This window comes from Cryobacterium melibiosiphilum (assembly GCF_003602235.1).
In the GTDB taxonomy this organism is placed as follows: Bacteria; Actinomycetota; Actinomycetes; order Actinomycetales; family Microbacteriaceae; genus Cryobacterium; species Cryobacterium melibiosiphilum.
The window spans coordinates 1-26866 of sequence record NZ_QZVS01000051.1 but is presented as its reverse complement, the minus strand read 5'-3'; the positions used below and the strand labels follow the sequence as shown (position 1 = coordinate 26866).

Here is a 26866-nt window from a genome sequence, read left to right as displayed (position 1 = left end):
TGGTGAAGAGGATGGGGGTGAAGCCGCCGATGCAGATGAGTCGGGCGATGGTGGCTTCGGGTGCGGGGTTGATGGTGCCTTCGAGGAGCCCGTCATTCAATCCCCAGGTGAGGTTTTGGCTGCTCGTCGCTTTATCTTTGGCAAAGAACGTGCCGCCGCCGGGTAAGAGCAGTCCATTGTCGGCGCGGGTGGCGGCGCCGGTGTCGGGGACCTCAGTGGTCTTCGGGAGATCTGTGACGTCTGCGACGTCTGCGATAACGGTCTCGCTGGTCTCGCTGGTCTCGCTGGTCTCGCGTGGCCCGCTGGTCTCAGCGGTGGTGCCGGTGGTGCCGGTGGTGCCCGTCTCGTTGGTGGCCGGGCTCTTGGTGGTGTCGGTGGTGCTGGTGGTGCGGATGCCGGTGGTGGTGGTGTCATTCGTGGCGTTGGGGGCGGGGGTGTGGGCCGTGTCCGTGTTGCCCGCTGTGGTGTCAGCGTCGTCGGGGACGACGAAGACGGCTTTGACGCTGGGCCCGACGGGTCCGAAGACCGTGCCGGGGTCGGCTTTGGCGGCGACTTCGAGGGCTTCGATCAGGGACTCGGCGGCGATCTGGTCGGTGGGGCGGGGGTCGTCGATGATGCTCTGCGCGCGGGCTTTGGCGCCTTCTTCGGTGAAGCGGGGGCCGCCGAGGCGGGGGCCGACGACCTGAAGCAGGAATGACCGCATGAATTGGCCGTTTTCGGGGTCGAGGAGGAATTCGCCGTGGAGCATGCCGTCGGGTCGGTCGTTGACTCGGAGGTATTGCCGGGCGCGCATGGCGTCGGCGCGACTGGCGATGCCGTTGGTGTCGATGCGGTCGCGCATGAGGCGGGCCGCTTGCGAGGCCCGGTCGGCGTTCAGGGTGGCGCATTCGGGGATCAGCACGATCAGGGCCGCGCGAAGCATGTCCGAGGTGACGCCGATCGCGGGTTCGCCCAGGCCGCGCCGGATGGCCGTGGCGGCCTCGACGGTGAACACGCCTTCGGTGACGGCCTCGCCGAGCGGGGCGAACCACGGCTGGTCAACCTCGACGGGCGGGAGGTTGGGAAACTCGAGTGCCTGGGCGTCGGCATCTTTCTGGCGTTCCCGGGCGGTTTCGGTCGCGGCGGCGAGTGTGCCGGCCTCGATGAGCTTGCGGGCGTCGGCTTTGGTGCCGCCTCCGCCGCCGCCGAGGCTCTGCACGAACTCTGCCGGGTTGGTGAAGCCGTGCTTGCGGGCCAGGCCCTCGCGGCCGAGCGTGTAATCGGAGCGAGCTCCAATGTTCGCCGCCGACAGAGCAGCGATGAGGGTAACCCTCCGTTGAAAAGCGGCGATCAGGCGGTGGGCCCGCTCCGATTCGTCATTCGACAACGCGGTAAATGTCGCAGACGACAGCGCGGCCCGGTCCAAACACCGGGTCATTTCGCTGAAAGTGGCTTCGAGGTTGTCCATGACCTCAGTGTTTCAGCAACCTCCGACATTATCGGAGCAAACCTCAGCTTCCGCGAAACTCAGTGCCGCACTCGACCTGTGGAGGGATACCGGTCACCTGACTCGTTCGTCGAGAAGGGACCGAACTACGGGTGACGGACGCCGACGCCGGCCAGCAGGGCCCGATAGCCCTCGACATAGGTCGGGTAAGTGAAGGTGAAACCGGTGCTGCGCAGCAGGGCATTGTTCAGGCGCTTGTCGCCGCCGCGCTGGCTCTCGGTCTCGGTCGGGTGTGGTGCCGGCAGGCCGAGCTCGGTGGCGACGAAGGTGAGCACCTCGGCGCTGACCACGGGTGCGTTGTCGACGCCGAGGTAGAGCGACGCGGGCTGCTCGGCGCGCAGCAGCAGGTGCACGATCGCGGCCGCCGCGTCATCGCGGTGGATGCGGTTCGTGTGCCGCGACCGGGCCGAGACGGTGGCCGTGCCCTCGCGTACCTGACGAATCAGGCGTTCCCGGCCGGGACCGTAAATGCCGCCGAGGCGCAGAACGGTGGCGGTGGGCAGGCGGGAGTGCAGCATCCGCTCAGCGTCGAGAAGAATCTCGTCGGTACTGCCGGGTGTCGGGTTGGCGGGTGTCTGTTCGTCGACCCAGCTGCCGTCGTTCACGTCGTAGACGGCGGTGGAGGAGACCAGCACGAAGCGACGCGGGGTGACGCCGGCCGCGTCGAGGGCGTCGAGCAGGTTGCGCAGTCCCCCGACGTAGGCGGCGCGGTAGGCGTCGGGCGTGGGGGCGGATGCCGCGATCGCCATCACGACGAGGTCGGTGCCCGGCGGAATGACGGGGGTGTCGTGGCTCAGGTCGATGGACTGGCCGGTGAGCGGCGCCGGCAGTACCGCTGCGTTGCGCCGCAGGCCCTGCACGTCATGGCCGAGCGCGGCCAGTCGCAGCCCGACCTCGGTGCCAAGGTCGCCGCATCCTGCAATCAAAACCGTCATGTGTCTCCTTTGTTGCTGCACCATCCACGCTATCGGTCTGCGCCCGGCAGTTAGCCTGAGGTATGGCTATCGTTCCCGACACGTCGGACTGGACCTGGGTTCTCGAACGCCCATGCGCGGATTGCGGACTCCGGGCCGGTGAGGTGCCGTTCGCCGACCTGCCAGCCCTGATTCGCGCGAACGCGGCCGCGTGGATTCCCGTTCTGGCCAGAGTGGATGCCGCGGTGCGCCCCAGCGACCACACCTGGTCGGCCCTGGAATACGCGGCCCACGTGCGCGACTGCTGCCGCCTCTTCGACGAGCGTCTGCGTCGCGCCCTCGACGAGGACGACCCACAGCTGGCCGACTGGGACCAGGACGCGACGGCGATCGCGGCTCGCTACGACCTGCAGGACCCCGTGACCGTGAGCCGCGAGCTCGAGGCTGCTGCGGCATCCGTCGCCGATTCGTTCGCGGCGGTCGAGGTCGGCGACCGGCGGCGTAGTATGCGCCGCAGCGACGGGGCTTCATTCACCGTGGAGACCTTGGGGCAGTACTTTTTGCACGATATCGTGCACCACCGGCACGATGTCAACGGCTGAAGAAGCCCGAGGCGCCTCTGTATCTGGAGCGGATGACGGGAATCGAACCCGCGCTATCAGCTTGGGAAGCTGAAGTTCTGCCATTGAACTACATCCGCGTGCCCGGGGCGCCGCCAAGCGGCAACCGGAACCGTGCCAGCATACCAAGCTCGCGGCGTTAGGCTGGCACGGTGCTGCTCTCCGATCGTGACATCAAGGCCGAACTTTCGCGTGACCGCATTCGGATGGAGCCGTTCCTGCCGGAGATGATCCAGCCTTCGAGCATCGACGTGCGGCTCGACCGCTACTTTCGGCTTTTCGACAACCACAAGTACGCCTATATCGACCCGGCGGAGGACCAGCCCGAGCTGACCCGGCTGATCGAGACCAAGGCCGGCGAGCCGTTCATCCTGCACCCCGGCGAGTTCGTGCTCGGCTCCACCTATGAGCAGATCACCCTGCCCGACGACGTCGCCGCGCGCCTCGAGGGCAAGAGCTCGCTCGGCCGGCTCGGCCTGCTCACCCACTCTACGGCCGGCTTCGTCGACCCGGGCTTCAGCGGCCACGTCACCCTCGAGCTCAGCAACGTCGCCACGCTGCCGATCAAGCTGTGGCCCGGCATGAAGATCGGCCAGATGTGCTTCTTCCGCCTCAGTTCCCCGGCCGAGCGGCCATACGGGTCGGCCGAATACAGCTCGCGGTACCAGAACCAGCGCGGCCCGACCGCGTCGCGCTCCTTTCAGAATTTTCACCAGACGGATGTCTCGGTCACCGAAGCGGGCCACCGCGGCGCCTGAGCTGCCGGGCTTGACGATGCCCGGGCGAGGGTTCACACGAATGAAACGCGCGGGCCGGTAAAATCGGAGGATGACCGTCGCAGCGCGCCCCCGATTCGCCGAGGCGCTCGTCGCGCCGTCCGCCACCCCCGACTACCCGGGCCGCATGCGGCGATTCGGCCAGCTCGTCGGCTCCTGGGCCGCGAAGGGCCACCGCCTCAACGAGGAGACCGGCGACTGGGTCGAGCGGGACTTCGTCTGGCTGGTCGAGTTCATTCTCGATGGGCGTGCGGTGCAAGACGTGGAGATCGTGCCGAGTGCGACGCATCCGTCGGGTTTTGAAACGGTCGCCACAGCGCTGCGCGTGTACGACCCGTATGCCGGGCTCTGGCGCGTGAGCTACGTCGCGCCGACGATGGGGGAGTACTGCCACCTCGTGGCCACCCCGTACCGCAACGGCCTGCGGCAGGACGGCACCCGTACCGATGGGCGCCCGATCCGCTGGAACTTCACCTCGATCACGGCCGACACCTACACCTGGGAGGGCTGGATGAGCGCCGACGACGGCGCCACCTGGGTCATGGTCGAGCACAACGAGGCCACGCGTATTCGCTGACCCCGCTCGGGTGGTGAACCTCGGATGTGACTTTCGTGGAACTTTTTCGTGACGATTCCTCTCTTTCCTTCGTCTTAGGGGAATCCAGTGAAATTTCCACGAAGGGAGCACCATGTCCAACACCTATACCCCGAACACCGCGCCTCCCGGTTCCTCCGACAGTTCAGGCAGCTCGCCGCGCGAGCAGGCCGCCCGCGTCGGCGACGAGGCCGCCCAGGCGGGCCACCGCGTCGCCGACGTCTCGAAGGACCAAGCGTCACGGGTCGCCTCCGAGGCGAAAAAGCAGGCCTCCGACGTTCTCTCCGAAGCCCGCACTCAGCTCAGCGACCAGGCCGCCCATCAGCAGGCCCGCGTGGCCTCGGGGCTGCGTTCGATCAGCGAGGAACTGACCGAGATGACCCGGTCGACCGACAACGCCGACGGCGGAGGCGTCGCCAACGACCTCGTGCAGCAGGCCGCCCAGCGCGCCGGCAGCGTGGCCAGCTGGCTCGACGCCCGTGACCCTGGCTCGCTGCTGCAGGAGGTGCGCGCGTTCGCGCGTCGTAAGCCCGGCACCTTCATTGCGATCGCCGCGACCGCCGGCGTGCTCGCCGGCCGGCTGACCCGCGGGGTCGTCAGCGCCGGCGACGGGTCTCCGAGCACCTCGGCACCGCACCGGCACGACGCGTCGATCAGCGCCGAATCGGGCCGTCCCGCCCCGCGCCCGGCGAGCACCCTCGGCACCGCGAGCCTCGGCACCAGCGGGCTCGGCGCCGACGACCTCACCGAGGACCCCGACTTTCAGCGCGGCGACGGCCTGAGCCGTGGCACCGGCTACCGCGGGGTCGACGGTCTCGGCAGCGACCGATGAGCGGCGGTCACACAGCCCCGTCGGGGCATGCCTCCCCGTCGGAACAGAAAGCAGCCGACACCTCCCTGGGTGACCTGCTCGGCGAAGTGAGCCGCGACCTCTCTACCCTGATGCGGCAGGAGCTCGAGCTTGCCAAAGCCGAATTGACCCAGTCCGCCACCCGCGCCGGCAAGGGCGCCGGGTTTCTCGGCGCTGCCGGGTATGCGGGCCTCATGGCCGTGCTGTTCCTCTCGATCGCCCTCTGGTGGGGCCTCGGCTACCTCGTGGGCAACGGCTGGTCCGCGGTGATCGTGGCCGTGCTGTGGGCGGCGATCGGCGGCATCCTCTATGCCCGCGGCCGCCGTGAGATGAAGGCCGTGCGCGGAGTGCCGCGAACGGCCGAGTCACTGAAGAAGATCCCCGAGACGCTGAACCCGTCAACTACGCCCAGCCGTTCCGAAACTCCGAACCGAAACGAGGACACGCTATGACCGACTACACCGACCCCGCCTACCCGGGCACGCCCCGCGCCGCACGAACGGCGCACGACACCTACCGCGACCTCAGCTCCGACGACCTGGAGGCCATGGCGATCGCCGGGTCCGACACCGAGTCCGGGGCGGCGTCGAAGGATCCCGACCAGATCCGCCGCGAAATCGAGCGCACCCGCCGCGAGCTCGGCTCCGACGTCGACGCCCTCGCCGACAAGGTCACCCCGTCGAAGATCATGCAGCGCCAGACCGGCAAGATCCGCAACGCGCTCGGGTCGGTCTCCGACCGGGTGATGGGTTCGGCATCGCAAGCATCCGACGCCGTCGGCGAGTTGCCGCACACGGCCGCCGCACAGGCCAAGGGCAACCCGATGGCCGTGGGCTTGATTGCCTTCGGCGTGGGCTGGCTTGCCGCCTCGCTCGTACCGGCCACGGCTTCGGAGCAGCGGATGGCCGCCCAGATCAAGGATGCCGCCGCCCCGCTCGTCGACGAGGCCGTGGGAGCGGCGAAGTCGGTCGGGGAGTCGCTGAAGGAGCCCGCTCAGAATGCGGCGACGGCCGTGAAGGATGCCGCGACCGAGGCCGTGGACACCGTCAAGGGAGAGGCTGTTGATGCCAAAGACGCCGTGACGGATCAGGCCCGCCGTTCGGCGAACGACGTGGAGCTGTAGTCACCCACTGATCGCCCTTCCGCATGCCCCGCCGATTTACGCCGGCGGGGCATGTGTGCAACCCCATATTTCAGGCCCAGAGCCCTCAAGGCCCCGAGCCCTCAAGGCCCCGAGAAGGAGAAACCGATGGCCGACGCCGGAACGAGCCAGAAACTCGCCGATGCTCCCGCCCCCGACGATCCGCGCAAGCCGGACTCGCCGACCGAGGTGTCACCCACCTCGTGGAAATACGTGCTGCGCAAAACCGTGCACGAGTTCACGTCTGACCAGTGCACCGACCTGGCGGCGGCCCTGACCTACTTCGCGGTGCTCTCGATTTTCCCGGCGCTGATCGCGCTCGTGTCGCTGCTCGGCGTGATCGGCCAGGGGCAGGCATCCGTCGACGCCCTGCTCTCCATCGTGGGATCGGTGGCTCCCGGGTCGACGGTCGACGTGATCCGCGGGCCGCTCGAGCAGTTCGCGAATTCGCCCGCGGCGGGCTTCGCCCTCGTTTTCGGCATTCTCGTGGCCCTGTGGTCGGCCTCCGGTTATGTGGGCGCCTTCAGCCGGGCGATGAACCGCATCTACGAGATCGACGAGGGCCGCCCCTTTCTCAAACTGCGCGCCACGCAGCTCGGGGTGACCGTCGTCACCATCCTGCTGTTGCTCGTGATGGTGCTGATCCTCGTCGTCTCCGGCCCGGTGACGGACGCCGTGGGCAGCGCCCTCGGCATCGGAGCGACCGCGCAGGTGGTCTGGTCGATTGTGAAGTGGCCGGTGCTCGCGGCGGCCGTGGTTCTGCTCATTGCGATCCTGTACTACGCGACGCCCAACGCCCGGCAGCCGAAGTTTCGCTGGATGAGCTTCGGTGCCCTCGTCGCGGTCATCGTGCTCGTGCTGGCGTCGGTGGTGTTCGGCCTGTATGTGGCGAACTTCTCCAACTACGACCGCACGTACGGGTCGCTCGCGGGCATCATCGTGTTTCTGCTCTGGCTGTGGATCATGAACCTCGCGCTGCTGTTCGGCGCGGAGTTCGACGCCGAACTCGAGCGCGGGCGCCAGTTGCAGGCCGGAATCGAGGCGGAGGAGAACATCCAGCTGCCGCCACGCGACACGAAGAAGAGCGACAAAGCTGCGGCGACCGAGCGCGCCGACGTGGAGCAGGGGCGCGGCATCCGTAAGCGGGCGGGCCGCGACGACGACTGACGTTCCGAGGCGAAGTGGCCACGAGCGCCCCCGAAACGGGTGGCCGCTACCGTCATGACGGTAGCGGTCACCCGTTTCGGGCGCGGTCGTGATGTAGGGCTAGAGCGTGAAGGGGAAGCCGAGGTCTTCGGGGTACTCGCCGAGGGCGGTGAGGTCGGTCGCGGCTTTCTGCAGCGCCGCGAGGGTGAGGCCGAGCGTTCCGGGCCCGAAGCTCACCCGGCTGACGCCGAGCTCGGCGAGGCGCTTCAGCGGCACCAGTCCCGGGGCACCGATCACGGAGATGCGCCCGTGCACCTGCTCGATCGCCCGCGAGACCGTGTCTTCGTCGCCGAGACCGAGGAAGAAGACGACGTCGGCTCCGGCGCCGAGGTAGGCGTTGGCGCGGGCGACGGCTTCGTCCCAGGTGCCGCCGCCGGCGAGGGTGTCGACCCGGGCGTTGATGACGAGTGGGATGCCGCTCTGGTTGGCGCCGACGCGGGCTGCGGCCACCCGGGCGGTGGCGGTATCGATGTCGAACTGCGGGGCCTTCGCGGCACCGACGGAGTCCTCGAGGTTGATGCCGACGATGCCGGATTCCTCGATGAGGCGACGCACGTGCAGGGTGACGCCCGCGGCATCCGCAGCGTAGCCCTTTTCGAAGTCGGCGGAGACCGGCAGCTCCGTGGCGGTCGCGATGATGGTCGCGGCGCGGATGGCCTCGTCGAGGCTGAGGCCCTCGCCGTCTTCGATGCCGCGCACGTTCGAGATGGAATGGCTGGCGGTGGCGAGGGCCTTGACGCCGGGGGCCTCGGAGACGATCTTCGCGGTGATGGCGTCCCACACGTTGGTCACGATGAGCGGCTCACCGGGAACGTGGAGTGCGTTGAACAGTTCGGCTTTCTGCAACTGGGAGAGTGTCATGCGCCCTAGTCTGACCCGGGGTCTGCGCTCTGCCTAGGCCACAGCCTCAGATCAGCGGATGCCCAGAGAATGCTCCGCAGGCACTCAGCTGATCTGCTGTTGCTGGGCCTTGACGGGCAGCAGCAACAGCAGCCCGACCAGCAGCACGAGCATAATGCCGAGGATGCCCCAGTAGGTCGCGCCGAAGACCGAGACGCAGACGGCGAAGGCGGTCGGGGCGAGAAAGCTCACCGCGCGCCCGGTCGTGGCGTAGAGCCCGAACACCTCGCCCTCGCGTCCGGCCGGAATCAGCCGGGCCAGGAACGTGCGGCTCGCCGACTGGGCGGGGCCGACGAAGAGGCAGAGCGCGAGGCCCGCGGTCCAGAAGACGATCTGGCCGCCGTCGTGCAGGAAGAACACGATCAGGCCGCTGACCAGCAGGCCCACCAGGGCCGTGACGATGACGGGTTTCGCGCCGAGTCGGTCGTCGAGGGCGCCGACGGCCATCGTTGCGACGCCGGCGACGACGTTGGCCGCGATCGCGAAGATGATCACCTCGCCCGGGGAGAACCCGAAGACGGATGCCGCGAGCACCCCGCCAAAGGTGAACACCCCGGCGAGGCCGTCGCGAAAGACGGCGCTGGCCAGCAGAAAGTACACCGTCTGCCGGCTCGTCGACCAGAGCCGTTTCACGTCGCGGCCGAGGAGTACGTAGCTCTGAAAGAATCCGACCTTCGGCCGGCGAACCGATGCCGGGGCATGGTATTCGGGCACCCGCAGCAGCACGGGCAGGGCGAAGAGGCCGAACCAGGCCGCGGCGACGAGCATCGTGACACGCACGGCGAGCCCATTCTCGCTCGTCACTCCGAACAGGCCCACCTCGGGAGCGATGAAGCCGAAGTAGACGATGAGCAGCAGCACGATTCCGCCGAGGTAGCCCATGCCCCAGCCGAACCCGCTGACCCGGCCGATCGAGCGCGGCGTCGACACCTGCACGAGCATCGCGTTGTAGTTGACGCCGGCGAACTCGAAAAATACGTTGCCCGCCGCGAGCAGGAACAGCCCGAGCAGCAGGTAGCTCGGGCTGGCCTCGACGAAGAACATCGCCACGGTGATGACGACCACCACGAGGGTGTTCACGCCGAGCCAGAACTTGCGCCGCCCCGAGGAATCGGAGCGCTGCCCGGTGATCGGGGCGAGCACCGCGATCAGCAGGCCGGCGATGGCGAGGGCCCAGCCGAGCTGGGCGCTGATCACGTCTTCATCACCGAACGCCTCACCGGTGATATAGACGCTGAAGACGAAGGTCGTGACGACCGCATTGAACGCGGCCGACCCCCAGTCCCAGAAGGCCCAGGCGACCACGCTGCCGCGCGTCGGGGTGGGCGGGGCAACGGCGTCAGCGCTGACAGCGGGCTCGATCATGCGCTCACCCTAGTCGCCGGGGGTGGCCGACGGATGTTGCCGCGCCCCCGGTCGCGCGGCATCCGCTCGCCCCGGCGCCGCCGGCCGCTGTGTTGAGTCACACAGAGTTGAGTCACACAGAGTTGAGTCACACAGAGTTGAGTCACTCACACTCAACTTTCAGGCACAGAAGTTGACAAGGGTTTTCGCGACCTGCAACACTTGAGTCAACAAGGCTCAAGTCTGCAAGACCTGAGATTTATACTCTTGAAGGAGAACCCCCCACATGGCTCGTGCAGTAGGTATTGACCTCGGAACCACCAACTCTGTGGTGGCCGTGCTCGAAGGTGGAGAACCCACCGTCATCGCCAACGCAGAAGGCTTGCGCACCACCCCCTCCGTCGTCGCGTTCACGAAAGACGGCGAGGTTCTCGTCGGAGAAACCGCCAAGCGCCAGAACGTCACCAACGTCGACCGCACCATCAGCTCGGTCAAGCGCCACATGGGCACCGAGTGGACCGTCGGCATCGACGACAAGAAGTACACCCCGCAGGAGATCAGTGCCCGCATCCTCGCGAAGCTGAAGCGCGACGCCGAGCAGTACCTGGGCGAGAAGGTCACCGACGCCGTCGTGACCGTGCCGGCGTACTTCAACGACGCCGAGCGTCAGGCCACGAAGGAGGCCGGCGAGATCGCCGGACTCAACGTGCTGCGCATCATCAACGAGCCGACCGCCGCGGCGCTCGCCTACGGCCTCGACAAGGGCAAAGAAGACGAGCTCATCCTGGTCTTCGACCTCGGAGGCGGAACCTTCGACGTGTCGCTGCTCGAGGTCGGTAAGGACGACGACTTCAGCACCATCCAGGTGCGTTCGACCGCCGGCGACAACCGCCTCGGCGGCGACGACTGGGACCAGCGCATCGTTGATCACCTGATCAAGCGCTTCAAGGAGACCACCGGCGTCGACGTGTCCAAGGACAAGATCGCCAAGCAGCGTCTGAAAGAAGCCGCCGAGCAGGCAAAGAAGGAACTCTCCTCGAGCATGTCGACGAGCATCCAGCTTCCCTACCTCTCGCTGACTGAAAACGGTCCGGCCAACCTCGACGAGACGCTCACCCGCGCCCAGTTCGAGAAGATGACCGAAGACCTGCTCGACCGCACCAAGAAGCCCTTCCAGGACGTCATCCGTGAGGCCGGCGTCAAGGTCGGCGACATCGCCCACGTCGTTCTCGTCGGTGGTTCCACCCGCATGCCCGCCGTGTACGAGCTCGTCAAGAGCGAGACCGGTGGCAAGGACCCGAACAAGGGCGTCAACCCGGACGAGGTCGTCGCGGTCGGCGCCGCACTGCAGGCCGGCGTGCTGAAGGGCGAGCGCAAGGACGTTCTGCTCATCGACGTCACCCCGCTGAGCCTCGGCATCGAGACCAAGGGCGGCATCATGACGCGCCTCATCGAGCGCAACACGGCCATTCCGACCAAGCGCAGCGAGACCTTCACCACGGCCGACGACAACCAGCCGTCCGTCGCGATCCAGGTCTTCCAGGGCGAGCGTGAGTTCACCCGCGACAACAAGAACCTCGGAACCTTCGAGCTCACCGGCATCGCGCCGGCGCCCCGTGGCATCCCGCAGGTCGAGGTCACCTTCGACATCGACGCCAACGGCATCGTGCACGTGTCCGCCAAGGACAAGGGCACCGGAACCGAGCAGTCGATGACCATCACGGGCGGATCCTCGCTCGCGAAGGAAGACATCGAGCGCATGGTGCGCGAGGGCGAAGAGCACGCCGCAGAAGACAAGCGCCTGCGCGAAGTCGCCGAGACCCGCAACACGGCCGAGCAGCTCGCCTACTCGATCGAGAAGCTGATCAAGGACAACGACGACAAGCTGCCCGAAGACGTCAAGACCGAGGTCCAGGCCGACGTCGACGCCCTCAAGAGCGCACTCGCCGGCGACGACGAAGCGGCCGTGAAGACCGCCTACGACAAGCTGAACGAGAGCCAGGGCAAGATCGGCGAGGCTATCTACAAGAGCAGCCAGGCGGATGCCGCCGCTGAAGGCGCGCCGGCCGACGACGCCCCTGCCGAAGACAACAAGGACGAAGACGTTGTCGACGCCGAGGTCGTGGACGACGACGAGCCCGCCAAGGACGAGACCAAGAAGTAATGGCAGACAACAACAAGAAGAAGCGCGACAAAGCGGGGGAGCCCGACAAGGGCGCCCCCGCGGCGGGCACGCCTGACGCAGCCGAGACCGCGGATGCCGGCGCCCCCGACGACGCGGCCACCTCGGCGACCGCAGACGCTGCGACCGACCCGGCCGCGGCATCCGCTGACGCCGCATCGGCCGACGGCATCGAAGAGGACGAACTGACGGTTCAGGACATCCTCGACGCTGCCCAGCGCGAAGTGGCCGAGCCCACGAGCGAACACCTCGCCGACCTCAAGCGGGTGACCGCCGAGTACGCGAACTACCGCAAGCGCACCGAGGCCAACCGTGCGATCGAGAAGGAGCGGGTGACCGGCGACGTCGTGAAGCTGCTCATTCCCGTGCTCGACGACATCTACCGGGCCGAGAAGCACGGCGACCTCGTTCCCGACAGTGCGTTCGCGGCGATCGCGGCCAAGCTGCGCTCGAGCGTTGAGCGCCTGGGCCTGACCTCGTTCGGTGAGGTCGGCGAGGTCTTCGACCCGACGATGCACGAGGCCATATTCCAGCAGCCCTCCGGCGACGTCGACGTGGAAACTGTCGGCGACGTGGCAGAAACCGGCTATCGCCTTGGCTCGACCCTGCTTCGCGCGGCCAAGGTCGTCGTTCAGGTTCCGAGCGATGGCTAGTCAGGACTGGTTCGATAAGGACTTCTACCGCGTTCTGGGTGTGTCGAAAGACGTGACCCCGGCGGAGTTGAAGAAGGCGTACCGCAAGCTGGCGCGCAAGTATCACCCGGATTCCAACCCGGGCAACGCAAGCGCCGAAGCCAAGTTCAAGGAATTGAGCGAGGCCAACTCGGTACTCGCCGACCCCGCGCAGCGCAAGGAGTACGACGCCGTGCGCGCAATGGGCAGTGGAGCACGCTTCACTGCCCCCGGGGGCGGCGGCCAGGCCGGCGGCGGCTTTGAAGACGTCTTCGGAGGAATGTTCGGCGGCCAGGGGCGACCTCAGCAGCAGAACTACTCCTTCGAACAGGGCGGCTTCGACGATATCCTCGGAGGGATGTTCGGCAGAGGCGGTGGCGGCGGCGGTTTCGGTAACTCCAGTGGGGGATATCGGGGCACCGGCGCGCCCACGCGCGGACGCGACGTGGTCGCCTCGACGACCGTGGACTTTCTCACCGCCACCCAGGGCGACCAGATCACCCTGCAGACGCAGGACGGCCGCCCCCTCAAGGTACGGATTCCGGCCGGCGTCAGCGACGGCCAGAAGATCCGCCTGCGCGGCAAGGGCCAGGCCAGCCCCGACGGCGGCGAGACGGGCGACATCGTGCTCACCATCACCGTGCGCAAGCACCCGGTGTTCGAGCGTGAAGGCCTTAACCTGCGCGTGAACGTGCCGGTCACCTTCGTCGAGGCGACCCTCGGCGCCACCATCGAGGTGCCCACCCTGGGCGGCTCGCCGGTGCGCCTGCGTGTCGCCCCCGGCACTCCGAGCGGGCGCGTGCTGCGCGTCAAGGGTCGCGGCGTGGTCACTCCCAAGGGCACCGGCGACCTGCTCGCCGTGGTGCAGGTGGCGGTTCCGTCGCACCTGTCGAAGGATGCGACCGAGAAGCTCGCGGCGTTTGCCGAATCCCTGCCGAAAGAAAACCCGCGCGACGACCTGATCGCGCGGGCCCAGGGCTAGCGCCCCGGGGTTGACGATGGACGAGAACACACCCGTGTTCGTCATTTCGATGGCGGCCGAACTGTCAGGGATGCACCCGCAGACCCTGCGCCAGTACGACCGCCTCGGCCTTGTCAGCCCCGAGCGCACCCCCGGCAAGAGCCGCCGCTACACGATGCGCGACATCGTGAAACTGCGGGAGATCGCGGAACTGGGCACCGAAGGGGTCAGCCTGGAGGGCATCCGTCGTATTTTGGAGCTTGAGGACCACGTGCGGCGACTCGAAGCGCGTCTGCGCGACCTCGAAACGACGCTCGCCGACGAGATGCTGCAGCGACCCGGACGCCGGGTCTTCGCGGCCGGAGTAGCGGGCGAAGTGATCTCGCTGAAGGCCGGAACCCGCACACGCCGGTCGAATCAAGTCGTGATTTGGCGACCTTTAGACCACACTTAGGTCAGAGCAGCACACGACTCACCCAGCTTCACGGCCCATAGTCGTGAAGCACGTCACTTTATACGCAGTTTTTAACAAGCAGTTTTTACCAGTACAACTGCACCACACTCTTCAGGGGGAACGATGTCCGATCAGGGCACACGCACGACCGTAGCCGCGCCGAACGGTTTCGACTTCGACAAGCTGCGCCGCCGTCCCGATGTCGAAGCGGACAACCTCTTCGCCGTCGACGCGAGCGACCGCCTGATTCTCGACGAAGCCGCCGGCGCGCTTGCGGCCGCCGGCCCCGGCGAGGTCGTCGTGCTCGGCGACCGCTACGGCGCCCTCACCCTCGGCGCCGCCGCCCTGCACGATGTGCAGGGAATCCGGGTCTACCAGGACGCGCTCTCGGGGGAGCAGGCCCTCGACAGCAACGCCGTCGCCTTCAAGCTGACCAACGCCTATCGTTCGCACGACCTCGGCGCAGGATTGCTGACCGGCGCCCGCGTCGTGCTGCTGCAGCTGCCCCGCGGCCTCGACGAGCTCGACGAGATCGCCGCCGCGATCGCCCGCTACGCCGCCCCCGATGTGCTGATCTTCGCCGGCGGCCGTATCAAGCACATGACCGTGACCATGAATGAGGTGCTGCGCCGCCACTTCGGCGCCCTCAACATCGCCCCGGCCCGCCAGAAGTCCCGCGTGCTGATCGTGTCGACCCCGGTGGCTTCCGCTGCGACGGCCGCTCCGGCCTGGCCGCGCTCGGAACGCCATGATGACCTCGGCCTCACCGTTCTCGCGCACGGCGCCGCCTTCGCGGGCACCGGCGTGGACATCGGCACGCGCGCGCTGCTCGACGTGCTCGATCGCATGAAGCCGGATGCCGAAACCGCCATCGACCTGGGCTGTGGCACCGGGGTGCTCGCCGTCGCGCTCGCCCAGCAGCGCCCGCGCCTGCGCGTGCTCGCGACCGATCAGTCCTCGGCCGCCGTCGCGTCGGCCCGGGCGACCATCGACGCCAACGCCGTGGCTGAACGGGTCACGGTCGCGCGTGACGACGCCCTCACCGGGCGACCGGATGCGTCCGCTGAACTGATCGTGCTGAACCCGCCGTTCCACATCGGCTCGTCGGTGCACGCCGGCATCGCCCTGAAACTCTTCGAGGACGCGGCTCGGGTGCTGCAGCCCGGCGGTGAGCTGTGGACGGTGTGGAACACCCACCTCGGCTACCGCCCCGAGCTCAGCCGCATCGTGGGCCCGACCCGCCAGGTCGGCCGCAACACCAAATTCACCGTGACGGTCTCCACCCGCCGCTAGTCGCGCGGGGCCCGAGCCCGGTTGACGCGCCTGCAGAAACGACGGACTTTTCTCCGGTGGATCGGGTCGTCGGGGCCAGAAACCGTGAAGACGCCTAAGACGTGCGAACGGCACGGCAGCCGACACGGCTTTCGGTCAGCGGATGCGGCGGCTCGGGCAGCGAGACTGATCGCCCGCCCGCCCGCTGGTGCGCCCACAGCTGCACGTGCGCCGGTTCAGACCAGCGCCATGAGGTCGTGCGCCCGAAAACTGCTCGTGCTAGTGGCAGGCCAGGCGCGCGAGCAGTTTTCGGGCGCATGACCGCTACGGCGTGCAGGTTTGTGCCACAGGTGCAGCTTTCGGGCGCTCGACGGGGTGCAGCCAAGCGGCGCACGTGCAGCCTTCGGACGCACGTGCAGCTTCGGGGCGCGACCGCCTGGGAGGGCGACCGGTCCTGCAGGCCCGGCCCGACGCATCCGTAGCGCCCTGGCCCTCGCCCTGAGCCCTGGCCGTTCGCCCGTACCGCGGTGGCCCCTCGCCCGTCCGGGCTAGCGGTCCGTCGAGGTGCCCTTCGTGAGGGTCTTGCCCTGGAAGAACGCGGGGTTGGCGCGGTGCTGCAGCAGCATCAGCACCACGCCGGCGATGAAGAGCACCATGGCGAGCACGAAGACCAGGCCAAGGCCGCCAATGTTCGAACCGCTGCCGTATCCCGGGTTGGTGCTGTCGATCAGTGTCGTGACGAAGATGACGCTGAGGATCACGCCGCCGACGAGTGGCGCCAGGAACTTCAGGAAGAACGACCTGGCGCTCGCAAAGGCTTCGGCGCGGAAGTACCAGACGCAGGCGAACGCCGTGACGCCGTAGTAGAAGCAGATCATCATGCCGAGCGTCAGGATGGTGTCGGTGAGCACGTCGGTGCTGAGAACCCGCAGCACCGCGTAGAAGCCCCAGGCGACGATTGCCGCCATGATGGTGGCGAATCCGGGGGACTTGAAGCGCGGGCTGATGGTGGCGAATCGGTTCGGGAAAGCCTTGTAGTGTCCCATGGCGAGCATCGTGCGGGCCGGGCCGACGAAGGTCGACTGCAGCGACGCCGCCGAACTGGAGAGCACCGCGAGCGAGAGCAGGATAGCGAAGGGTCCCATCACCGGGCCGGCAAGGGCCGCGAAGACGTTGCCCTGGATCTCCTCGTTGCCGAGGCCGAGTTCTCCCGTGCCGATGCCCGAGAACATCAGCGCCGAGATCGCAACCAGGATGTAGAGCGCGAAGATGATGACCACCGTGAGGGTCGCTGCGCGGCCGGGCGTGGTCTTGGGGTTCTTGGTCTCCTCGTTCATCGTGAGGGTGACGTCCCAGCCCCAGAAGATGAAGATCGACAGCGACACCCCGGCGGCGAAGGCCGAGAAGTCCGGCACCAGGAATGGGTTGAACCACCCGGGGCTGAAGGCGAGCTCGTCGAAGGCCGCGCCGTTGCCGAACTCGATCAGTGCGGCCACGCTGAACCAGACCAGCACCAGCAGCTGGAAAGCCACGAGTACGTACTGCACGGCCTTGGTGGTCTCCATGCCGCGGTACGACACGTAACAGGCCAGTGCCATGAAGACCAGGCAGGTCACGACGTTGACGACGACGTTGTTGGTCAGATCCGCAAGATCAGGATTGTTGAACAGTTGCGCCAGCGCGAGGTAGAGAAAGTCGACCGCGACCCCGGCGAGGTTGGAGAGCACCACGACGGTCGCGACGATGAGGCCCCAGCCGCCCATCCAGCCGATCCACGGGCCGAAGGCCCGGGTGGCCCAGGTGAACGAGGTGCCGCTGTCGGGCATCGCATTGTTGAGCTCCCGGTAGCCGAGCGCCACGAGCAGCATCGGGATGAACCCGACCAGGAAGATGCCCGGCATCTGGGTACCGACCGCGGCGACCGTCGGGCCGAGCGAGGCGGTGAGCGTGTACGCGGGCGCGATGCACGAGATGCCGATGACCGTGGCGCCGAGCAGCCCGATGGAGCCGGCGCTCAGGCCCTTGGCGGAGAGACCGCCGGCAGCAGGAAGAGAGGACGTGTCGGGCGTGGAGCCCGGTGAGGGGGTGTGAGCCATGGTCCTGGTCCTTGAGGTCGGCGAACTCGTCAGCGAGTCCGGGCGGGCGGAGCGGGGGTGGGGGGAACGCGGGTCGGCGGAGCCGGGTGCGCGTGCGTGTTCGGTACGACGATGAGGGGAACGGGCAGGCCGTGCAGCATCCGGTTGGCCGTGATGCCCAGAAAAATGGTGCTCGGTCGTGCCAGCCGGCTCGAACCGACGATGACGACCTCGCTCGGCAGCCAGCCGAGGGTCTCGACGGCCGCTTCGACGCTCGTGCCGGTGCCGACCTCGGTCGTCACCGTGCCGAGAGCCGTGGACCTGGTGCGGAAATACTGCAGCACCGCCACGAGGTGTGCGGCGCTGCCGGCGTGAGCGCTGCTGTCGTGCAGTGCGGCGGCCCCGGCCACCGCGGCTCCGGCATGGTCGGCTCCACCATGGTCGTGCCCGGCCTGGTCGTGTGCGGCAGGGTCGTGCGGGACGTGGGGCGGATGCGGCTTGGGGTGCGCCGGGCGGCCGTGCGCGGCATCCACTTCGATGAGGGTCACGAAGCGCAGGTCGACGTCGAGGCCGTTGGAGAGGGCGACCAGCGAGTCGAGCAGCGCCTCCCAACCGGGACGGGTGCCGATGGCGCAGGTGATGCGGGTGAGCTTCTCGGGGGCGTGGTATCCGTGCGGGGCGAGCGCGACTGGGACCGGGGAGGCGTGCAGCAAAGCGTTGGCGACACTACCGATGGAAAAGCGATTCAGGATGCCGCCCCGCGCGGCCCCGACGACGATGCGGTCGGACTGGAACTGCTTGGCGGCCTCGATCAGTCCCTCCGAGGTGGAATCGGCCCAGAGCAGGTGCGTCGTGGCCGTGACGTCGGCTGGCACCCGGGCCGCCGCCCCGGCGAGCCACAGTCGGCCCTGCTCCTCCAGCAGGGCATCGAAGTCGGCGATGGAGGACGGCACCTTGGCGGGCACGGCCGAGGACCGCGGCAGGATCAGGCACAGCCGCAGTTCGGCGGCGGTGAGGCGCGCGAGCGCGACGCCGAGTTCGATCGCCTCGTTGCCGCGTTCGGTCGCCTCATAGGCGACGACGTAATTGTCGACTCGGGTCATTTCCCTGCCTCCTCGTGATGGTCTGACCCGGCAGCGGCGTGCCCGCCGTTGTCGTGCCCAGCGTGGTCGTGCCCAGCGTGGTCGTGCCCGGCCTGCTCCGCGCCGTGATCGTGATCGTGCCCCGGCGCGCAGTGCGCGGCCGGGCTCGGTGCCACGTCGAGCGAGGGGTTGCGGTCGAAGAAACCGACCGGCTTCAGCCAGAAGGCGACGGTGTCGCTCGGCATGATCGGCCAGTCCTCCGGCCGCGTCACGTGGTGGATTCCGAAGACGTACCAGAGCACGAGGTCGGTGCCGCGCACCGGGCGTTCGGCCTGGATCCACTCGGGCAGGCCGTGGTCGACGCCGCTCTGGTTCACGAATTCGCCGCAGGGCCAGCGTTCGGACTCGTCGTTCGGCGTCACCCAGACGGTGTGGCCGATGACCTGTGCTCGCTGGAACACCGGCGACGCCGGGTCGAAGAACGACGGGATCGCGCCGCTCGGCACGAGCTTGTACGACACCGGGGTGCCGAGCCCGTTCAGGGAGTTCTCGTTGACGACCTTCCACGCCCGCTGGGTGTTCCAGTCGAAGTCGTCGAAGCCTTCGGTCTTTATCGGGGTGTTCAGCTGGGTGAGGGCGAGGCCGTGCGGGTTGGCGGGGCCGGTCGGCACGATCTGGGTTTCGGAGCGGAACACCGTGTTCTCGGTGCCGTCCACGTCGAGGTCGAGCCGGGCGACGATGAAGTGCTGGTGGATCGGCGCGTAGGTGCGGGTGTCGACGAGGGTGCCGTTGGGGTGGGGCTGCCCGGCGTCGATGTGGGTGACGACCATGATGCCGGTCGCGCGCACCTCGCACTCGATGTTGCCGTCCTGGTAGAAGCGCCAGTAGACCAGGTACTCGTAGTTCGCGACGGTGACGTGGAAGGAGACGACGAGGCGGCGCATCCGCCTCACCTCTGCGCCGGCGTCGTGGTCGACGTGCTTCCACAACACGGCGTTGTCTTCTTCGTGCACGCAGAATGCGTTGGGTATCGAGTACGGCTCGCCCTTGCTGTTGTGCAGCACGGCGTCGATGTAGCGGATCTCGCCGAGGCAGTCGCAGCCGAGTTCGAGCGAGGTGGTCATGAAGCCGAGGCCCCACTCGCCGATGTCGAAGGCGGTGCGACGGTAGTGGTCGACGCTCGGGTCGCGGTAGGGCACGACCATCTCCGAGAACGACAGCCGGTTGGCGATCGGCCGGTCGCGCTCACCGCCGACGGCGTGGCCGTCGCGGTAGCTGACCCGGTGCAGGGTCATACCCTCGCGGTAGTTGAAGCCGACCCGCATCGACCAGCCCTGCCACTGGATGAGGTGGCCGTCGACCGTGAAGCCGGGGCCCTCGGCCTGCACGATATCGAGCGGGGTCAGCGGCGGCCGCACGCTCTGGGCGCGAATACGCTCGGGCACGAGGTGCGGCACGTACTCGCCCATGATCTCGGGCGTCTCGACGGTGAAGGAGTCCTCGATGTCGAGCAGCTCCATGGTGTTCACGTCGATGACGAAGTGCAAGCCGTTCACCGGCCCGGCATACGGATTAGCGCCGGCGGATGCCCGCACCCAAATGTCCGCCCAGCCGAGGCGGCGGCCGCGGTACTGCTCGGGAATGACGGCGTCGCCGTAGGTCCAGGTGTCGATGAAGATGAGGCTGAGGTCGGTGATGCCGCGGCCGGCGAGCACCGCGATCACGTCGGGGTGGGCGCGCAGGGCGGCGTCGGCCTCTTCCCACTCGTCCACGGTGAAGTTGGCCTGCACGCCGGGAACGTGGGCGAACTCGAGCGTGCGGTCGTCGCTCAGCGAGACGACCGCGGTGAAGGTCTCGTTCGCGGCGCGGTTGAGCACCACGAGGCGCGCGAGGCGGGCGGGAGCGGTGCCGTCGGCCTCGAACGCGGCGATCGCGGCGCGCGGCGGCTCGACGAGTTCGATCGAGGCGAAACGCCAGCCGTCGGCCACGCCGTGGTCCCGGGCGAGGATCGCGCTCGCGTGGGTGAATTCGGTCGCATCCAGAGGATCCAGCGGATGCGAGCCGGTCGAGTGGGTTCGGGAAGGCGTCACAGATCTCATCCTCTGCTGGGCGGGGTACGGCGGTGTGCCCCTGTTGCGTGCACCGAAGTGCGGTGATGGGCAAGTATGACACGCGTCCGCGCCCCGCGGCGGTTTATTGTGCTGGCGAGCGTGCTATTCGAGCGGCGATCATCGGGACAGCGTGCGCGGAGCACGAGGTCGGACATCCGTCGTCGCAGGCAGGGCTGCGGGGGTGCCGGGTGCACGCACCAGCTGCACGAGCGCGAGCACCGCCCAGCCGAACAGCACCACGAGCAGGCCGTTGCGCAGGGTGAGCAGTACGAGAGAGAACGGATCGCCGGCGATCAGCGGCAGGTAGAACACCGGAAACACGAGCGTCGTGAGGCCCGCGATGACGAGCATCAGGTAGGCCGGAACACGCCAGCGGTGCCAGCTGCGCAGCATTCCCGCGGCGACGACCGGGGCGATCCAGAGCATATACTGCGGTGAGCCGACCTTGTTGAACACCACGAACGCGGTGACGAGGGCGAGCGCGCCGAGCAGCAGCAGTTGCGCGGGATCGTGGCCGCGGCGCCGGGCCAGCAGCATCAGCACGAAGATCAGGCCGAGGGCACCGAACATCAGTGGCGTCATCAGCGCGGCAACCGCCTCGGCACCCGGGCCGCGAATCTCCCGGGTGGCGATCTCGTAGTTCTGGTAGATCGAGGTCTCGGGCTGGCCGACCAGTGCGAGCCACACCCACGGCGTCGACACCGGCGCTTCGAGCTGCAGCGCCCGGTCCGTCTGCTCGGTCACGAAACCGGTCAGGTATCTCAGGCCGCCCAGCAGCCAGACGGATGCCGCGATCGCCGCCGTCACGGCGGTCCCCGTCACGATCATGGTCACCCTGCGGCGCGAGGCGACGACGACGGCGAGCACGACCGCGGCCGGCCAGACCTTGATCCAGGTCGCGAGGGTCAGCAGCACGGCGGCCACGACCGGCCGGCGGGCGATCAGCACCAGGCCCACGATCACGAGCGGCGCGGTGAGGCCTTCGAGGCGCAGGAGGCCGACCGGGCTGAGCAGAAAGCTGGCGGCGAGAAACCACCAGGCGGCCGTGAAGCCGCTGCGGCGACGGCCGAAATCGGTGAGGGCTGCCACGGCGGCGGCGTTCAGCAGCGCCGTCATCAGAAACCACATGAACTGGTACAGGTAGGGGCCGCCGATATTGGCGAAGGCGATGGGTCCCATCGCACCGATCGGGTAGACCCACTCGGTGTCGATGCCCTGCCAGACGCCGTGGTCAAAGCCCAGTTCGGCCCAGCGGCGGTAGAGCGGCAGGTCGCCGAGCACCCGGCCGGTGAGCATCATCGGGGCCAGGGCCGTGAAGAACACGACGTGCAGGGCGATGAAGGCCAGGATCAGGGTGCGGGGCCGCTGCAGACGCCGGCGCCGTTCGGGGGTCAGGAACCGGGCCACTCGGGTATCGATGCGATCGACTAGCTGGGACAGGACACTCACCTCGGCAGAATCAGGACAGCGGCGGGCACTTTCGTGGAGCCTAGGGTCGCTAAATGTCGATTGCGCGTCGTGCGGGTGTACGCAGGGTGAAGCCCGCAGGCACCCGCGGTGCCCCCATTCCGGGCGCCGCGGGTGCGTACGGCCCGGGTTAGGCGGGGACCAGCGCGCCGTTCAGTACGTCAAGGGTCCAGGCATCCGCTGCCTCGGTCGTGTGCGGCGCGAGGCGCACGAGCGTCAGTGCGGCGTTGTCGATGCTCGGAATCTCGCGCCCCAGCGCCTCGATCAGGCACAGCCGAATAAGCGTGCCGTGGGCGACGACCACAATGCGGGCGCCGGGCCACGTGCGGGCGAGCTCACGCAGGGCGTCCAGGCCGCGGGCGGCGACGGATGCCTCACTCTCGGCTCCGCGAAAACCGCCGTAGCCGCCGGCGGGGATGCGCAGGGCGTCAAGTTCGGGGCCGGCGCCGAGGCCCTCGGCGGGGCCGTAGTCCCGTTCGACGAGCTGCGGCATCCGCTCGGTCACGGTCAGGCCGAGGTCGGCGGCGATGATGTCGGCGGTTTCGGCGGCCCGGGACAGGGGGCTGGAGACCACGAAGTCCCAGGCGTACGGGGAGAGGGCGGCTTCGGCATCCGTCGCCTGGCCGCGGCCGATCGCGTTGAGCGGGATGTCGGTGGAACCCTGGATGCGCATCTGGGCGTTCCAGTCGGTCTGGCCGTGGCGGATGAGGGCGAAGGTCGTCGTCGGAGTCACTCCTCTATTGTGCCTCAGCCGGCGTGAAGGCTGCCCGGGGCCCGCTTTGACGAGCGTTTTGGCCGGTCAGACAGCCCTGGGCGTAGGGTCGAGGTATGAAACTCTTAGGAATGTTTCGAAAATCACTCGTCGCCGGTGTCGTGGGGTTGGCCGCGATCGGCCTGACGGGGTGCGGGAGTGACGACGCCTCGGACGTCGTCACGGAGCCACCGGCCTCGCCGGACACGTCATCCGAGCGGGACGCGTTGGACGTCTTCACCGAGCCACAGGCCGCTGAGGATGTGCTCCCCGACACGCTGCCGGCCACGGCCTTCGAGGGCGTCGATCGGGACTCGACCCGCCTGCTCTGGGCCGACGGAGACGTGAGCTATTACGCCGCCACCTCGCCCGAGTGGGGGACCTGCCTGCTCGTGGACGACGGCGAGTCGCCCACGAGCTCGTGCACCGAAGACCTGCCGGTGCAATCGACCACCAATGAGGGGCAGAAGACGACCATGTTCGCCGACACTCTGCCCGATGACTACAGCGACTGGGAGAAAGTCGCCGACTACCTCTGGCAGGAACGGTAGTTGTCGGTGGCTGGGCCCGACCTGCGGGGAACGTTTCGAATCGGCACGACCCTCGGCCTCGCGCTGCTGGCCGCCGTGAGCCTCAGCGGCTGCGTCGGCGAGAACGTGAACGACATGTTCGAGGAGCCACAAACCGCGCAGGATGTGATCTCGGACGACATGCCGGCGACCGCATTCGAGGACATTGACCAAGGCAGCACCCGGTTGCTCTGGGTCGACGGCGACACGAGCTACTTCGCCGCGCTGATGCCCGATTACGGGCTGTGCCTGATGCTGGACGATGGCGAAGCACCGATGTCTGCCTGCTCGAGGTCGCTGCCGATCACGGCCAGCGGGGGGAGCGGATCCCGGACGGTAGCGTTTTCCGGCCCGGTTCCCGACTCGCAGCACCAGTGGGAGGAAGTCGCCGACTTTCTCTGGGTGCGGCAGTAGCCGGGGCTGCTAGCCGAGCAGCTCGCGGATGTCGGCGGCCGTGAGTGCGCTGCCGGCCGCGGCGCCGTCGGTCATCACGCTCTCGAACAGTTTGGCCTTGGTGGCCTTGAGGGCCATCACCTTCTCTTCGATGGTGTCCTTGGAGACGAGCCGGTAGACCATCACGTTCTTGGTCTGGCCGATGCGGTGCACGCGGTCCACGGCCTGGGCCTCGGTCGCCGGGTTCCACCACGGGTCGAGCAGCACGACGTAGTCGGCCTCGGTGAGGTTGAGCCCGAACCCACCGGCCTTCAGGCTGATCAAAAATACCGAGCTCGACCCGGTCTTGAAGTCGTTGATGGCGCGGGCCCGGTTGCGGGTCTTGCCGTCGAGGTAGGAGTACGAGATTCCGGCGGCGTCGAGCCGGTCGCGGGCCTTGCCGAGATACTGCGTGAACTGGCTGAAGATCAGGGTGCGGTGCCCCTCGGCGACGGTGTCCTCGAGCAGTTCGAGCAGGGCGTCGAGCTTGGTCGACGGCACCGAGGCGTACTTCTCGTCGTACAGGCTCGCGTCGAGGCTGAGCTGGCGCAGCATGGTGAGCGAGCGGAAGATCTCGAACCGGTTGGCGTTCATGTCGTCGATCAGGCCGAGCACCTTCTGCCGCTCCCGGGCGAGGTGGGTGTCGTAGACCTTGCGGTGCTTGGGGTGCAGCTCGAGTTCGAGCACCTGCTCCTGCTTCTCGGGCAGGTCGCTCGCGACCTCATTCTTGGTGCGGCGCAGCATGAAGGGGCGGATGCGCCGGCGCAGCTGGGCGAGCCGCTCGCTGTCCCCGTCGGTCTCGATGGGCTTGCGGTAGTAATCGGTGAATCGGCTGGGGCTCGGGAACAGCCCGGGCGCGGTGATGGAGAGCAGCGACCACAGCTCCATCAGGTTGTTCTCCATCGGGGTGCCGGTGATGGCGAGCTTGAACGGGGTGCGCAGCCGGCGTGCACAGACGTGCGCGCGGGACTGGTGGTTCTTCACGAACTGGGCCTCGTCGAGCAGCAGGCCGGCCCAGCCGCCACCCTCATGCCCGGCAAAGTCGTTGTACTCGTCGAAATCCAGCCGAAACAGCGTGTACGAGGTGATGACGACATCCGCCCCCGCGGCGATCTCGGCGAGGCTGCCGCCGCGCTTGCGGCTGGTTTCGGTGATCGCGGCGACGGTCAGGTCGGGCGCGAATCGGGCGCACTCGGCGGCCCAGTTGCTGACGACGCTCGTGGGTGCCACGACGAGGAACGGCGCAGTGCCGGTGCCGCCGGCCGCGTCGCGGGCGTGGGTGATGAGCGCGATCGCCTGCAGGGTCTTGCCCAGGCCCATGTCGTCGGCGAGGATGCCGCCGAGCCGGTGGTCGAACAGAAAGCTGAGCCAGTCGAACCCGGTCTGCTGGTATCCGCGCAGCGTGGCGTGCACCGAGGGCGAGAGCGGGCGCTCGTCGATGCGGGAGGCATCCGTGAGCCCTTCGATCGCGCTGCGCCAGCTTTTCGCCTGCGCGGCGACGACGCCGAGCATCTGCAGTTCCTCCCAGAGGTCGCTTTGGAACCGGCTGATGCCGAGGGCGCCGCTGCTGGATTCCTGCAGGCCGCGAGCCTCGTCGATCAGGCGACGCAGGTCCTGCAGTTCGGGGCGGTCGAGGCTGAAGTAGGTGCCGCTTTCGAGGATCATCAGCTCCTGCTCGGTCGCCAGGGCCCGGAACAGTTCGTCGAAGGGGATCTCTTCGCCGTCGATGCTGATCGTGACGGCGAGGTCGAACCAGTCGCGGTCGTCGGCGCGTTCGGTCGTCGCGAGGCGGATCACCGGGGCCTCGTCGGCCGGTCGGTATTGCGGGGCGTCGGCGGAGACGCTCACCCGCACGTCGCCGGTGGCTTCGAGCGCCGGAATGGTGTCGCCGAGGAAGGCGATCATGGCCGCGCCCTCGAGCAGGGCGCGCTCGGGCAGCGGGGCCAGGCCGGGGAACGGCGCGAGCAGGGGGGCGAGGCCGCGCAAGATGCGGGCCTCGCGCGGGTCGTCGCGAAACTGCGAATCGCGAGCGGATGCCCGCAGCGTGTGGCGGTACAGGGCGGGCGCCTCCGTCGCGGTCTCTGCCTCCGGTTCTGCGGCCGGCGCGCAGTACTGCCAGTCCCAGTCCAGCTCGATGCGGGCATCCGTCAGGTGCGTCACCGCGACCGAGAGCACCGGGCGGGCGGTCTGCGGCAGGTCGAAGCTGCCGTCGGAGCTCGTGAGGGTGAGCTGCTGGCGCAGGAACGGGTAGTAGTCGCTGAGGAACGCGGGCTCGTCGGTGGCCGGGATGCGGAGCGGCTCGGCGGCCGTGGCGAGGGCGCGCATCTGGGCGCTCACCGGGTGGGCGAGCGGTGCGAGGGTGAGGTGCAGCTCGCTTGAACTCGACGTGGAGCCGGCACCGCTGGCCGGGTCGCCGCCGCCGGTCCAGGTGAAGATGCCGTGCGCGGGCTCGCCGATGAAGCCGATGCGGCTGCGGTTGAGGCGCTGCTCGTCGACGGTGAGGGTGGGGGTGAGCACGAGGCCGCCCGCGCTGGCGGCGTCGTCTGGACGGTCTCGGTGGATGTCGAGTTCGAGCGCGGCGGGGGTCTCCGAGATCGTCACCGGCAGCTGGTTGGCGGTCGCGCTGACGAGCGGCAGGCCGATCGACTGGGCCTCGTTCAGCAGCTCCCAGAGGGCCCGGTTGCCGAAGGTGTCGAGGTGGATCCAGTGCTCGGTATAGGTGTAATACCGCTGTCCGGCCGAGTACAGCGCGTAGAGCGCGTTGAGCACCCGGCGGTGTTCGGGCGCGAAGGAGCCCGGGGTCCAGGCCAGGTTGTCCCAGGTCACGGTGCCGCGAATCCACTTGCCTTTTTTGCCCATCAGCATCGGGCGGGCACCGAGCCGGCTGGGTTCGGGCGGCCGCGAGGCGTTCAGGCGGGCGCTGCGCGGAGCCGGCGGCAGCACGTCGAACTGCAGCGCGAGGGCGGTTCCGGTCGCGGCTGCCGGGTCGGCGGGGCGGGCGAGCGGG

The 26866-nt window shown here is 68.2% G+C and carries 24 protein-coding genes and 1 tRNA gene; 14 read left to right on the top strand and 11 right to left on the bottom strand.

Features of this window, described 5'->3' with window-relative positions:
* Together D6T64_RS02460 and D6T64_RS02455 are read right to left on the bottom strand one after the other, a co-directional pair.
* Nucleotides 1-1447, bottom strand: a 1447-nt coding sequence (locus tag D6T64_RS02460; RefSeq protein WP_119971123.1) for a DUF222 domain-containing protein, incomplete at its 3' end; no start/stop codon positions are given.
* Nucleotides 1448-1572: 125 nt separating this feature from the next.
* On the bottom strand, nt 1573-2421 hold the full coding sequence (locus tag D6T64_RS02455) for an NAD(P)H-binding protein (RefSeq protein ID WP_119971121.1): 849 nt from the start codon (nt 2419-2421) through the stop codon (nt 1573-1575).
* Nucleotides 2422-2483: 62 nt separating this feature from the next.
* Here D6T64_RS02455 and D6T64_RS02450 point away from each other — a divergent pair, with 62 nt between their 5' ends.
* Complete coding sequence (locus tag D6T64_RS02450; protein ID WP_119971119.1) at nt 2484-3002, top strand: DinB family protein; 519 nt, start codon at nt 2484-2486, stop codon at nt 3000-3002.
* A 24-nt stretch (nt 3003-3026) separates the two neighbouring features.
* On the opposite strand, the gene D6T64_RS02445 is transcribed toward D6T64_RS02450, so the two are convergent.
* Nucleotides 3027-3100: transfer RNA gene (locus tag D6T64_RS02445), tRNA-Gly, on the bottom strand.
* A 72-nt stretch (nt 3101-3172) separates the two neighbouring features.
* Here D6T64_RS02445 and dcd point away from each other — a divergent pair.
* From dcd to D6T64_RS02415, 6 genes are all read left to right on the top strand, one after another.
* Nucleotides 3173-3778, top strand: coding sequence for a dCTP deaminase (gene dcd, locus D6T64_RS02440; protein WP_119971117.1), 606 nt, complete (start codon nt 3173-3175; stop codon nt 3776-3778).
* A 70-nt stretch (nt 3779-3848) separates the two neighbouring features.
* Nucleotides 3849-4373 (top strand): hypothetical protein, encoded by a 525-nt coding sequence (locus D6T64_RS02435; protein ID WP_119971115.1) that lies wholly within the window; start codon nt 3849-3851, stop codon nt 4371-4373.
* 112 nt (nt 4374-4485) lie between these two features.
* Nucleotides 4486-5223: a hypothetical protein gene (locus tag D6T64_RS02430; RefSeq protein ID WP_119971113.1), complete on the top strand. Its 738-nt coding sequence runs from the start codon at nt 4486-4488 to the stop codon at nt 5221-5223.
* Nucleotides 5220-5693 carry a phage holin family protein gene (locus D6T64_RS02425; protein ID WP_119971110.1) on the top strand — a complete coding sequence of 158 codons (474 nt, stop codon included), beginning with the start codon at nt 5220-5222 and terminating at the stop codon, nt 5691-5693. Before D6T64_RS02430 ends, D6T64_RS02425 begins: the two co-directional genes overlap by 4 nt.
* Complete coding sequence (locus tag D6T64_RS02420) at nt 5690-6364, top strand: DUF3618 domain-containing protein (protein ID WP_233550788.1); 675 nt, start codon at nt 5690-5692, stop codon at nt 6362-6364. Before D6T64_RS02425 ends, D6T64_RS02420 begins: the two co-directional genes overlap by 4 nt.
* 126 nt (nt 6365-6490) lie before the next feature.
* Nucleotides 6491-7549 carry a YihY/virulence factor BrkB family protein gene (locus D6T64_RS02415; protein ID WP_119971108.1) on the top strand — a complete coding sequence of 353 codons (1059 nt, stop codon included), beginning with the start codon at nt 6491-6493 and terminating at the stop codon, nt 7547-7549.
* A 99-nt stretch (nt 7550-7648) separates the two neighbouring features.
* Here the strand turns inward: D6T64_RS02415 and D6T64_RS02410 are convergent, their stop codons facing one another.
* Complete coding sequence (locus tag D6T64_RS02410) at nt 7649-8449, bottom strand: isocitrate lyase/PEP mutase family protein (RefSeq protein ID WP_119971106.1); 801 nt, start codon at nt 8447-8449, stop codon at nt 7649-7651.
* Between the two features lie 84 nt (nt 8450-8533).
* Nucleotides 8534-9853, bottom strand: coding sequence for an MFS transporter (locus D6T64_RS02405; RefSeq protein WP_119971104.1), 1320 nt, complete (start codon nt 9851-9853; stop codon nt 8534-8536).
* Nucleotides 9854-10118: 265 nt separating this feature from the next.
* Between D6T64_RS02405 and dnaK the strand changes: the two genes are divergently transcribed.
* The 5 genes from dnaK to D6T64_RS02380 all read left to right on the top strand — a co-directional run bounded on the left by dnaK (nt 10119) and on the right by D6T64_RS02380 (nt 15393).
* Nucleotides 10119-11996 carry a molecular chaperone DnaK gene (gene dnaK / locus D6T64_RS02400; RefSeq protein WP_119971102.1) on the top strand — a complete coding sequence of 626 codons (1878 nt, stop codon included), beginning with the start codon at nt 10119-10121 and terminating at the stop codon, nt 11994-11996.
* Nucleotides 11996-12667, top strand: coding sequence for a nucleotide exchange factor GrpE (locus tag D6T64_RS02395; RefSeq protein ID WP_119971100.1), 672 nt, complete (start codon nt 11996-11998; stop codon nt 12665-12667). Before dnaK ends, D6T64_RS02395 begins: the two co-directional genes overlap by 1 nt.
* Nucleotides 12660-13667, top strand: coding sequence for a DnaJ C-terminal domain-containing protein (locus D6T64_RS02390; RefSeq protein WP_119971098.1), 1008 nt, complete (start codon nt 12660-12662; stop codon nt 13665-13667). Before D6T64_RS02395 ends, D6T64_RS02390 begins: the two co-directional genes overlap by 8 nt.
* Before the next feature lie 16 nt (nt 13668-13683).
* On the top strand, nt 13684-14100 hold the full coding sequence (locus D6T64_RS02385) for a heat shock protein transcriptional repressor HspR (RefSeq protein ID WP_119971097.1): 417 nt from the start codon (nt 13684-13686) through the stop codon (nt 14098-14100).
* A 123-nt stretch (nt 14101-14223) separates the two neighbouring features.
* Entirely contained in the window at nt 14224-15393 is a 1170-nt protein-coding gene (locus D6T64_RS02380; protein ID WP_119971095.1) for a class I SAM-dependent methyltransferase, read from the top strand.
* A 527-nt stretch (nt 15394-15920) separates the two neighbouring features.
* Here D6T64_RS02380 and D6T64_RS02375 read toward each other — a convergent pair.
* The 5 genes from D6T64_RS02375 to D6T64_RS02355 form a co-directional block, all read right to left on the bottom strand.
* Nucleotides 15921-17468 carry an APC family permease gene (locus D6T64_RS02375; RefSeq protein WP_119971093.1) on the bottom strand — a complete coding sequence of 516 codons (1548 nt, stop codon included), beginning with the start codon at nt 17466-17468 and terminating at the stop codon, nt 15921-15923.
* A 29-nt stretch (nt 17469-17497) separates the two neighbouring features.
* Nucleotides 17498-18550 carry a universal stress protein gene (locus D6T64_RS02370; protein WP_119971091.1) on the bottom strand — a complete coding sequence of 351 codons (1053 nt, stop codon included), beginning with the start codon at nt 18548-18550 and terminating at the stop codon, nt 17498-17500.
* A complete protein-coding gene (locus D6T64_RS02365) occupies nt 18547-20619 on the bottom strand; it encodes a primary-amine oxidase (RefSeq protein ID WP_233550787.1) in 2073 nt (690 codons plus the stop codon). The genes D6T64_RS02370 and D6T64_RS02365 overlap by 4 nt, the downstream gene beginning before the upstream one ends.
* Nucleotides 20620-20757: 138 nt before the next feature.
* Nucleotides 20758-22089, bottom strand: a complete 1332-nt coding sequence (locus D6T64_RS02360; protein WP_119971086.1) for a glycosyltransferase 87 family protein — start codon at nt 22087-22089, stop codon at nt 20758-20760.
* A gap of 148 nt (nt 22090-22237) precedes the next feature.
* Nucleotides 22238-22840, bottom strand: a complete 603-nt coding sequence (locus tag D6T64_RS02355; protein ID WP_119971084.1) for a histidine phosphatase family protein — start codon at nt 22838-22840, stop codon at nt 22238-22240.
* Between the two features lie 110 nt (nt 22841-22950).
* On the opposite strand from D6T64_RS02355, the gene D6T64_RS02350 reads away from it, so the two are divergent.
* Both D6T64_RS02350 and D6T64_RS02345 read left to right on the top strand, forming a co-directional pair.
* Nucleotides 22951-23409, top strand: a complete 459-nt coding sequence (locus tag D6T64_RS02350) for a hypothetical protein (protein ID WP_119971082.1) — start codon at nt 22951-22953, stop codon at nt 23407-23409.
* Nucleotides 23410-23841, top strand: a complete 432-nt coding sequence (locus D6T64_RS02345; protein WP_119971080.1) for a hypothetical protein — start codon at nt 23410-23412, stop codon at nt 23839-23841.
* 9 nt (nt 23842-23850) lie between these two features.
* On the opposite strand, the gene D6T64_RS02340 is transcribed toward D6T64_RS02345, so the two are convergent.
* The coding region (locus D6T64_RS02340; RefSeq protein WP_147364432.1) for a DEAD/DEAH box helicase at nt 23851-26866 on the bottom strand (3016 nt) is incomplete at its 5' end.

Coding starts and splice junctions, on each gene's coding strand:
- D6T64_RS02455 (WP_119971121.1), bottom strand. CDS start 2,421: ATGACGGTTTTGATTGCAGGATGCGGCGACCTTGGCACCGAGGTCGGG.
- D6T64_RS02450 (WP_119971119.1), top strand. CDS start 2,484: ATGGCTATCGTTCCCGACACGTCGGACTGGACCTGGGTTCTCGAACGC.
- D6T64_RS02435 (WP_119971115.1), top strand. CDS start 3,849: ATGACCGTCGCAGCGCGCCCCCGATTCGCCGAGGCGCTCGTCGCGCCG.
- D6T64_RS02430 (WP_119971113.1), top strand. CDS start 4,486: ATGTCCAACACCTATACCCCGAACACCGCGCCTCCCGGTTCCTCCGAC.
- D6T64_RS02425 (WP_119971110.1), top strand. CDS start 5,220: ATGAGCGGCGGTCACACAGCCCCGTCGGGGCATGCCTCCCCGTCGGAA.
- D6T64_RS02420 (WP_233550788.1), top strand. CDS start 5,690: ATGACCGACTACACCGACCCCGCCTACCCGGGCACGCCCCGCGCCGCA.
- D6T64_RS02415 (WP_119971108.1), top strand. CDS start 6,491: ATGGCCGACGCCGGAACGAGCCAGAAACTCGCCGATGCTCCCGCCCCC.
- D6T64_RS02410 (WP_119971106.1), bottom strand. CDS start 8,449: ATGACACTCTCCCAGTTGCAGAAAGCCGAACTGTTCAACGCACTCCAC.
- D6T64_RS02405 (WP_119971104.1), bottom strand. CDS start 9,853: ATGATCGAGCCCGCTGTCAGCGCTGACGCCGTTGCCCCGCCCACCCCG.
- dnaK (WP_119971102.1), top strand. CDS start 10,119: ATGGCTCGTGCAGTAGGTATTGACCTCGGAACCACCAACTCTGTGGTG.
- D6T64_RS02395 (WP_119971100.1), top strand. CDS start 11,996: ATGGCAGACAACAACAAGAAGAAGCGCGACAAAGCGGGGGAGCCCGAC.
- D6T64_RS02390 (WP_119971098.1), top strand. CDS start 12,660: ATGGCTAGTCAGGACTGGTTCGATAAGGACTTCTACCGCGTTCTGGGT.
- D6T64_RS02385 (WP_119971097.1), top strand. CDS start 13,684: ATGGACGAGAACACACCCGTGTTCGTCATTTCGATGGCGGCCGAACTG.
- D6T64_RS02380 (WP_119971095.1), top strand. CDS start 14,224: ATGTCCGATCAGGGCACACGCACGACCGTAGCCGCGCCGAACGGTTTC.
- D6T64_RS02375 (WP_119971093.1), bottom strand. CDS start 17,468: ATGGCTCACACCCCCTCACCGGGCTCCACGCCCGACACGTCCTCTCTT.
- D6T64_RS02370 (WP_119971091.1), bottom strand. CDS start 18,550: ATGACCCGAGTCGACAATTACGTCGTCGCCTATGAGGCGACCGAACGC.
- D6T64_RS02350 (WP_119971082.1), top strand. CDS start 22,951: ATGTTTCGAAAATCACTCGTCGCCGGTGTCGTGGGGTTGGCCGCGATC.